Origin of the sequence: Halorubrum sp. C191 (assembly GCF_002727095.1) — an archaeon.
In the GTDB taxonomy this organism is placed as follows: domain Archaea; phylum Halobacteriota; class Halobacteria; order Halobacteriales; family Haloferacaceae; genus Halorubrum; species Halorubrum ezzemoulense.
In genome coordinates this window covers 1-6,974 of record NZ_NHNZ01000152.1, presented here as the reverse complement: position 1 = coordinate 6,974, position 6,974 = coordinate 1, and the positions used below count along the sequence as shown (strand labels likewise).

At 53.6% G+C, this 6,974-nt stretch carries 2 protein-coding genes and 3 pseudogenes; 2 read left to right on the top strand and 3 right to left on the bottom strand.

From position 1 onward, the window contains the following. Window positions 1–241: 241 nt before the first annotated feature. Both Z052_RS19860 and Z052_RS21420 read left to right on the top strand, forming a co-directional pair. Window positions 242–1,774: pseudogene (locus Z052_RS19860) on the top strand (PAS domain S-box protein); the annotation flags it as partial. A gap of 39 nt (window positions 1,775–1,813) precedes the next feature. Then, window positions 1,814–2,347: pseudogene (locus tag Z052_RS21420) on the top strand (PAS domain-containing protein); the annotation flags it as partial. A gap of 15 nt (window positions 2,348–2,362) precedes the next feature. Here the strand turns inward: Z052_RS21420 and Z052_RS14615 are convergent. From Z052_RS14615 to katG, 3 genes and pseudogenes are all read right to left on the bottom strand, one after another. Next, on the bottom strand, window positions 2,363–3,748 hold the full coding sequence (locus Z052_RS14615) for a hemolysin family protein (protein WP_094519513.1): 1,386 nt from the start codon (window positions 3,746–3,748) through the stop codon (window positions 2,363–2,365). Between the two features lie 149 nt (window positions 3,749–3,897). After that, window positions 3,898–3,972, bottom strand: a pseudogene (locus Z052_RS21415) (hypothetical protein); the annotation flags it as partial. A 676-nt stretch (window positions 3,973–4,648) separates the two neighbouring features. Beyond that, a complete protein-coding gene (gene katG, locus Z052_RS14605; protein WP_094519514.1) occupies window positions 4,649–6,814 on the bottom strand; it encodes a catalase/peroxidase HPI in 2,166 nt (721 codons plus the stop codon). Between the last annotated feature and the right edge of the window lie 160 nt (window positions 6,815–6,974).

Here is a 6,974-nt window from a genome sequence, read left to right as displayed (position 1 = left end):
ACTGATTTATACGCCTAATGATAGGCCAATTTGTAGATGGCTCTTGTCCAATCTGGCGAAATAACGATTCGATATGTGATATGGGCTGCTACTGACTGCTGAATATAGAGGTTATAGTCAGCATCAGAGCATTGTTATTTCAAATTAGCAGAATCAGGACAGAAATTGACTTTGTTGATACCGAGAAATTAATTCATATTTAACCAGTAGTTTTTTTAATAATAGTAACACATTACAGACCATGCCGTTCAGTTTACACCGAGAGATTCAGGTTCTCCACGTCGATGACGACCCCTCCATCACGGACCTGACAGGGACGTTTCTCGAACGCGAGGACGACCGCTTCGCTGTCCAGACAGCGACCAGTGCCGACGAGGGGTTGGAGAATATTAATGACCGCCCGCCTGACTGCGTCGTCTCGGATTACAATATGCCCGGCACGGACGGCATCGAATTCCTACAGGCTGTCCGAGAGGAGTATCCCGACCTCCCGTTTATCCTCTTCACCGGCAAGGGCAGCGAGGCAGTCGCCAGTGACGCCATTGCTGCCGGTGTCACCGACTATCTCCAGAAGGGGAGCGGCACCGAACGGTACGAACTCTTGGCCAACCGGATCCGCAACGCCGTTCGGACCCGCCGCGAGGCCGAGCGGGCCGACAGACAAGAACAATTGATGCGATTGACGGAATTCAACGGTGATACCGGTGGTTTCGAACTGGACACAGAGAGCAATACTGTCGTGCTGACGGCAGGTACCCGGCGAATCATTGGCCGTCGTAACCAACACGAAATGTCTCTGGAGGAGGCGCTGAAACTGTTCCATCCAGACGACCGCGAAGACATCCAGCATACACTCGACAAGGTGCTGGAGACGCGCGAAGAACTGTACGACACATGGCGACTCCAACCGGGTGACGGCGAGGAACGTCTCCTCGATATGACAATTACTCCGGTTGTCGAGAATGGGGGGGAGGTAACGAAGCTCCGGGGGGCCGGTCACGATATTACTGAGCGTGAGGAGCACGAACGGACCGCTCGGCAGCGACAGAAGCAATTATCGCTGTTTTTTGAAGAATCACCACTTGGGGCAGTCCAGTGGGATTCTGAATTCCAGTTTGAACGAATGAACAGACGAGCCGAAGAGATTCTCGGCTACAGTGAGGCAGAGTTGTGTGGCGAGTCATGGGAGGGGATTGTCGCTGGTGACGACCGCGGACAGGTGGGTGATGCTGTAGAAAAACTCCTTGACGCGGACGGCGGAACCCACGTGATCAATAGGAACGTCCGGAAGGATGGCGAGGCAATCACCTGTGAGTGGCACAACCGTGTCGTCACCGGCGCAGATGGGGACGTCCAGACGATTTTTTCGAAGTTTCAGGATGTTACCGACCGAGAGCGGCGGAAGACTGAATTAGAAGAGTACGAGACGATTATCGAGGCACTCAGTGATGCGGTGTACGTGCTTGACGAAAAGGGGCAGTTCACTTACGTTAACGACGAGTTGGTGGAATTAGTCGGCTACGACCGGGAAACGATTCTCGGGAACACACCATCGCTGATCAAGGACGAAGAGGCCGTACAACGGGCCGAGCAGGAATTGGGACGGTTACTATCGAGCGATGGCCCGGAAGCGGTAACATTCGAAGTGACGGTCTACCCCCGCGAAGGCGACCCAATCGTCTGCGAAGATCATATGGGCGTCCTTCCGTACGATGGCGAGGAGTTCAACGGGTCGGTCGGCACACTCCGGGATGTCACCGAGCAACGAGAACGTGAAGCCGAACTCCGCCAGACCACCAACCAACTACAGGGTGTTATCGATAGCGTTGAGTCAGCGATGTGGATTCGAAACACCGATCACGAGTACGTGTATATGAATCAATATCATCGGGACCTGTTTGACATTGCTGACGATACCGACATCGCCGGAAAACGGGCAGCAGATTTACACTCGGCGGAAGTGGCTGAGAAATTTCAGCAGAACGACCAAAGAGTGTATGAGACGAGAGAACAGGTCGAGATCGAAGAGGTCATTCAGACCGACGACGGTCGTCAGTACTTTCTCACCCGGATTGTCCCACTGTTTGACAATGGCTCCGTATACGCCACCTGTGGCATCGCCACCAACATTACTGAGCAGAAAGAGTACGAAGAAAAATTGTAACGACAGAACGAGCGTTTGGAAGAGTTCGCCAGCATCGTCAGCCACGATTTACGGAACCCACTCTGTGTGGCCTAAGGATGGTTGGAACTGATTCGGGACGAGTGTGCGAGTGACCATATCGACGTCGTAGCACAGACATTTGACCGGATGGACGCGCTCATTGAGGACCTGCTGATTCGGGCGCTCAGGTATTCCCGGTCACTCGGAACTGCCCTCGCCTACCGGCGTCTCCTCTTCGATCTCGGCGGTGTCACGATCGACAGTTACCCGGACCTTCTGGATACGTGTGTCATCCACCTGTTCGGCCCGGAGCGTGACGTTCTCGTAGTTGAACTCTTCGTCCTGCTCGACAAGGCGGCCCGCAAGGTTGAAAACGAAGCCCGCGATACTCTCGAACTCCTCGCCTTCTGGCAGTACAATGTCGAGCGCTTCATTGATTTCCTCGATGTTAACCCCACCGTTCACGAGGACGGTGTCATCGTCAACGAATTCGATCGGATCTTCTTCGTCACCCGCCAGTATTTCGCCGACGATTTCCTCGGTCATATCCTCCATCGTGATGAGGCCCTCAGTGGCACCGAACTCGTCGACGACGATAGCCATCTGTATCCGTTTCTCGCGCATTTCCGAGAGGAGCGCGTCGACGTTTTTCGACTCGGGGATGTGGAGCGTCGGAGCGATTACGTCCTCTACGTCGAGGTCGTCGAAAGTGTCGTAGTTCGAATTCTGTAGGTCACGGATGTCGAAGACGCCGATCACACTGTCTAGCGACCCATCGTAAACTGGTAGGTCCGCGTGACCACTTGAGATACACTTCTGGATTGCCTCCTCAACGGTCGCATCACTGGAGATAGCCGCCACATCGAGGCGGGGGGTCATCACCTCCTTGGCAGTGGCATCGGTGAATCGAAGGGCGCGTTGGAGCCGCTGGTGTTCCTCCTCGTCGAGGACCCCCTCACGCTCGCCCGTTTGAATCATATTTCGAATCTCGTCTCGGCTGACGTAGGTCGACTCGATGGACGGGCTGCCGCCGGTAAGTCTGTTCACGACGCCCGTCAGGTAGTGGAATACGGTGATAAGCGGCCACAGTGGCTTCTCGACGATCTTTAGCCCCCGGGCGACACGCCGTGCGTGTAGTCCAGTGTTCTCTACGGCGTAGGATTTGGGTGCGCTCTCGCCGAATATTAACACCACCGACGTGATGCCGAGCGACGAGACGATAACTGCCGTGCCCGCGTCGAAATAGAAGCCAACGATAGTCGTCGAGATTGAGGACATCGTGATGTTGACCATATTGTTCCCCACGAGAATTGTTACGAGAAGGCGGTGGGGATCCTCCTTGAGAGATTTGACCGCCCGTGCGCCACGCAGGCCTTGCTCAACCATCGCATCTACCTGATGGGACGGCAAGGAGAACAGCGCAATCTCCGACGACGAGAAGAATCCCGACCCTACCAAGAGAAGCAGAATCAAGCCGATACCGACCGTGGTGACTGCCGTTTGGCTCAGTTCGGCGCCGACGACTGGCACGGTGTACTGGAGGAGGCCACCACTGGACAGTACTGTGAGGAGAGATATCCACATGCGACCACCTAATGCGTGAGCAGAAAAGTAACCCGTGGTAACAGAGTATGGATTCCTTGAGTTACACCCATACGAGAGCCTGTCATAGAAACCATCTCATAGCTTGAGCTTCTCGCGGCCAGGGTCGTCTCCCCGCTCGAAGTTGGTGATTACAACAACGAGACGGAGACACCAACCATCTGCTCAGACAATAGTGAGGCACCGGCCTGTGACAGTGTACACCCGTCACCGGTGAAGCGGACTGTTTCGACTGTGGTCCCATCATCACTGAGAGCTACCTGAGGTCTCCTTCAGGGTGCGTTGGGCCGACACACTGTGGGTTCGTCGTTGCTGCCTCAACATCGGGAGAGGGAAGCTCACCGTAGTTCCGGGGATTCTGCGAGTGATCTGCGAGTAACTCTTGAACAAACTTGCTGTTGATAAAAGACACTAAACACTCTTATGAGCACGATTGTACGGCTAGTCAGAAATCCCTAGTCCGTTGAATAACGAGGCCGTCTGTGGACTGGATCGCTGATTTCAAAGAATTCGGACGTTGTCTGGCTATATCGTTTATCTCGACATAATCTAAGTCGGTTCTGCTCTGTTGAATAGCGACCTCTGAGCCATGGTAAGACGATGCCGATCTTGAGACCACTAGCGTCAACCGTTAACAAACCGACTCAAATTTTGACCTCCTCGGTCAACACCGCTATTCAACAGAGCAGTCGGTTCAAAAATCATATAGTGAGAGTGTCATAGAACAGTTATATGGATAACACGAGGGGGCATCTGCGCAGTTGAGTTCGAAGTATAGGGTCAGAAAATAAACCTACTCTTGATACAAATCGCTATACACAGGGCATGAAATGTTCTATGACACCCTCATATAGCGTATAAAAAGCGCCGAGAAGGTGGACGTTAATTCAGGTCAAAGCGATCGTTCGTCATAACCTTCTGCCAAGCATCAGCAAAATCATTTATGAACTTCTCCTCTTCAGCAGCATAGGCCTCTGCGAGGGTACGAAGCCGTGAGTTCGACCCGAAGATAAGATCTACACGTGACCCCGTCCATTCGACTTCATCCGTTTCACGGTTTCTGAGTTCGTACACCTGTTTGTTATCTTCGCTGTCAGCTGCCTCCCACTCATAATCCATCGAAAGTACGGTTTCAAAGAAGTCGTTAGTCAGGGCCCCCACGTCATCTGTGAAGACGCCAAGCTCCGAATTCTGATGGTTGGCTCCCAGCGTGCGCATGCCGCCAACAAGGGCCGTTGTCTCGGCCGGTGTCAGGTCCAGGAGATCTGCCTTGTCGACCAGCAGTTCTTCAGGTGAGCGGTTTAGTCCATCTCCATCGGTGAAGTAGTTGCGAAAGCCATCGGCATCCGGTTTCAGAGCTTGGAAAGATTCGATATCTGTCTGCTCCGCAAGCGCATCAGTCCGACCCGGTTCGAACGGTACTTCAATCTCGTATCCGGCCTCGGCTGCCGCCTGCTCGATGGCCGCGGTCCCGCCGAGCACAATAATATCGGCAAGTGAGATGTGGACTCCGTCTGATCGAGAGTCGTTAAACTCTCGTTGAATATCTTCAAGCGTGTCAAGTACTGTTTCCAGTTCTTTCGGTTCGTTAACATCCCAGCTTCGTTGTGGCTCGAGGCGAATTCTGGCTCCATTCGCACCGCCGCGCTTATCGCTATCCCGATACGTTGATGCTGAAGCCCAAGCAGTTTTGACAAGCTGAGTACGGGACAGATCGGAGTCAAGGATTTCCGTTTTGAGCTTGGCTACCTGTTCCTCATTGACGAGTTCGTAATCGGCGTCGGGGATGGGTCCCTGCCAGAGCATTTCCTGGTCAGGCACTTCTGGGCCAAGGAGCCGCTCCGGTGGCCCCATATCACGGTGGATAAGCTTGTACCATGCCTTTGCGAAACTGATTCCAAATTCCATCGGGTTCTCTTGGAAGCGTTCGAGAACCTCCCGATAGTCTGGGTCCCGCTTCAGTGCGACGTCCGTCGTCAGCATCATCGGAGTTGCACTCTCAATCTCGTCGTGTGCTGGCTCTGCAGAGCCATGTACCTCCGCGTCCTTGGGCCGCCATTGCCAAGCTCCGCCGGGTCCCTTGTGTGGCTCCCACTCGTGATCCAGCAAGAGATCAACATATTCCATATCCCAGCTAGTTGGGGACTGGGTCCACGGGCCTTCAATGCCGCTTGTGATCGTGTCGGCACCTTTGCCCTCACCATACTCGTTTTTCCAGCCGAGGCCCTGTTGTTCGATAGGCGCCGCTTCAGGTTCACCACCAAGATTTTCGTCAGAGTCAGCGCCATGTACCTTCCCAAACGTATGTCCGCCGGCACAGAGGGCAACGGTTTCCTCGTCGTTCATCGCCATCCGATCAAAGGATTGTCGCACGTACTTCGCGGACTCGAGAGGGTCTGGTTTGCCACCAGGACCTTCTGGGTTCACGTAAATCAACCCCATGTGGTCTGCGGCGAGGTCGCCTTGGAGGTTCCCCTCCTCATCGTGGCGTTTGTCTTCCATCATCTCCTCTTCAGGCCCCCAGTTGACGCCTTTGTCTGGTGCGTATGCGTCCTCACGCCCCCCTCCAAAGCCGAACGTTTGGAATCCCATCGATTCCATGGCAACGTTTCCGGAGAGGACTAACAAGTCAGCCCAGGAGAGTTTTCGACCGTATTTCTCCTTGACTGGCCAGAGCAGTCGCCGGGCTTTATCTAGATTTGCGTTGTCTGGCCAACTTTCGACAGGTGCAAACCGCTGTGTGCCACCTGACGCACCACCGCGACCGTCACCAGTACGATACGTGCCCGCACTGTGCCAAGCCATCCTGATAATGAGCGGTCCGTAATGTCCGTAGTCGGCTGGCCACCACTCTTGGGAATCAGTTAATACGTCCTCAATATCTGCTTTCACTTGCTCGAAATCGAGAGACTCGAATGCTTCAGCGTAATCGAACTCGTCTCCGTACGGCCCAACATTGCTGGCATTCTGATCAAGTATTTCTACATTGAGTGATTCTGGCCACCAATCCTGTGTTGTACTTCCGCTGGCTGAATGTTCTCCAGACATATGGATTATCCAATTATATGTATGTAGGTGAAACCAATCAACTGTTGTTTATCATATGCCAATCCGACCTCCCACGAACGTTAGCAGTCTACCTCGCTGCTGTATCGCGATTTAACACAGCCTCTAAGCCAAACAGCGTTCACTCATTCGTCTTTAGTTA

Coding starts and splice junctions, on each gene's coding strand:
- Z052_RS14615 (WP_094519513.1), bottom strand. CDS start 3,748: ATGTGGATATCTCTCCTCACAGTACTGTCCAGTGGTGGCCTCCTCCAG.
- katG (WP_094519514.1), bottom strand. CDS start 6,814: ATGTCTGGAGAACATTCAGCCAGCGGAAGTACAACACAGGATTGGTGG.